Below are 225 nucleotides of genomic sequence, written 5' to 3' on the forward strand. Positions count from 1 at the left end.
CCAGCGGATTGCCAATCTTGAATCGGATAATATTGTTGCTTGATATAAGCCGACTTCTTTTCATACTGACTAGTAATTTTAAAAGCCTCGACCGTCTGTTCTAATACCCGACGAATTAAAACTGGCCGAGACTTGCCACCGTTAGTTTCTACAAAACTAACGTATAGGCTGACTAAGTCATTAGTCCTCATCTGGATCGTTGAGCCAATCAGCGACCTCTTTAGC

General features: G+C 42.2%; 1 pseudogene. It reads right to left on the reverse strand.

Going from position 1 to position 225, the window contains the following annotated elements:
• Nucleotides 1-191: pseudogene (locus FAY32_RS14550) on the reverse strand (hypothetical protein); the annotation flags it as partial.
• Between the last annotated feature and the right edge of the window lie 34 nt (nucleotides 192-225).

Source organism: Levilactobacillus enshiensis, assembly GCF_007115095.1.
GTDB classification, from domain to species: Bacteria; Bacillota; Bacilli; order Lactobacillales; family Lactobacillaceae; genus Levilactobacillus; species Levilactobacillus enshiensis.